Here is a 1,704-nt window from a genome sequence, read left to right on the forward strand (position 1 = left end):
TGACGGATTTCAAGTGGCGCCATTTCCAGGGTGATGTGATCCTGTGGGCGGTGCGCTGGTATTGTCGCTATCCGATCTTAGCCCACCTGGACGCAAAGTCAGCACCCTTTATAGTAGTGAGTCAATTACCAGAGCCCCGCGCCCCGCCGCAGGCAAAGCTATTTAACAGCTAAGAGCAAACAAGGAGAGAGTGATAGATGCTACTCAGGAATGAGGATGGCAGGGTGGCTTACGAGCCAAGATGTAGAGAAAGCTAAAAAAGCGTGGAGCGCTTGATTTTATGCTCAATAATTGTACAGCTAATGGGCTGATAATAACGTGGCGATTGCCAGTAGCCTGTTTTTTATTGTAGATTTGGAAGAAGAGGGGGTATTAATCCTTCCTATACCCCATATTGGCTTTTTTAGAGACTGACTAATTTTATATTGAGCAATTTTAATATATTTATATTGTAGTGGATTTTTGTCTAAGTTATTGTTAGAAGTAAATGGGATTGATATTCGTGTGCTGTTTAATTTATATTAAGATAGAGTAAATGAAACTACCTCAGAAAATTAGAAATTTTATTGGAAATAATCGATTAATCGTTAACAAAGTTGGTCAATCACCTTCTGATGTATATTGCTTTGAACGAAATCGGGAAACGTTCTTCTTAAAAGTGTCTAGTGTGCAATATGCAACAACAACTTATAGTGTTGCGCGTGAAGCACAGATGATGCTTTGGTTAGCTGATAAGATTAACGTACCTGAGTTAGTATTCAGTGAAATAGATCAAAATTTTGAGTATATGTTAAGCAAGTCTATTGATGCTCAACCTATATCAGATTTGTCCTTAGCTCAATCCGAATTAATCATGCTTTATCAAGATGTATTAAGCCAGTTACGATCAGTACCTGTACAAAATTGTCCATTTAATTCAGATATCAATAGCCGTTTACAAGAATCCCAATACTTTATGGAGATTGGGTTGTTAAATCAGGTTGATGATGAAAATATTGATATAGAGCTATGGGGTGAGCATCAGAGTTATCTAGAACTGTGGACAGAGTTAAACAATCATCGTGTGAAAGAAAATTTAGTGTTTACACATGGAGATATTACTGACAGTAATATTTTCGTTGATCAGTCAAATAAGATTTATTTTTTGGACTTAGGACGCGCTGGCTTGGCAGATGAGTTTGTAGATATTGCCTTTGTTGAACGTTGTCTTCGTGAAGATGGTTCTGAAGAGAGTGCTCAGAAGTTTCTCAAACAATTAAGTTTTGATGACCTATCCAAACGTCAATATTTTCTAAAACTTGATGAGTTAAATTGAATCAAAGCGTATTTTATTGATCACTTATCAAATGAGAACCAAGTAAGTTTTTTAAAATATACCAATCACGCTGTCTTTTGAAATATGGGAAAAGCTATGCAATCATCTGTTTATTATCGTAAAGATATTCAAGATTGGGAAAAGCGGTCGATAGGAAGGATTAGAGCAATAATTCCATAAGGGAATCGATCGAATCCCCCCTTGTAGAGAAAAATGAGGGCCTAATGGCCGCTTATAAAATTGGCGATTGCCAGTAGCCTGTTTTTTATTGTAGATTTGGAAGAAGAGGGGGTATTAATCCTTCCTATACCCTGACGCACACCGTGGAAACGGATGAAGGCACGAACCCAGTGGACATAAGCCTGTTCGGTTCGTAAACTGTAATGCAA

At 37.7% G+C, this 1,704-nt stretch carries 1 protein-coding gene and 1 pseudogene; one reads left to right on the forward strand and one right to left on the reverse strand.

All coding sequences use genetic code 11. The features are described from left to right. Nucleotides 1–535: 535 nt before the first annotated feature. The gene (locus tag EKA13_RS27050; RefSeq protein WP_016656536.1) at nt 536–1,315 is read left to right on the forward strand and encodes an aminoglycoside O-phosphotransferase APH(3')-VIIIb; all 780 of its coding nucleotides are present in this window, start codon (nt 536–538) and stop codon (nt 1,313–1,315) included. 314 nt (nt 1,316–1,629) lie between these two features. Here the strand turns inward: EKA13_RS27050 and EKA13_RS28550 are convergent. Next, a pseudogene (locus tag EKA13_RS28550) lies at nt 1,630–1,704 on the reverse strand (phage integrase N-terminal SAM-like domain-containing protein); the annotation flags it as partial.

Origin of the sequence: Pseudomonas defluvii (assembly GCF_001695625.1) — a bacterium.
GTDB lineage: Bacteria > Pseudomonadota > Gammaproteobacteria > Pseudomonadales > Pseudomonadaceae > Aquipseudomonas > Aquipseudomonas defluvii.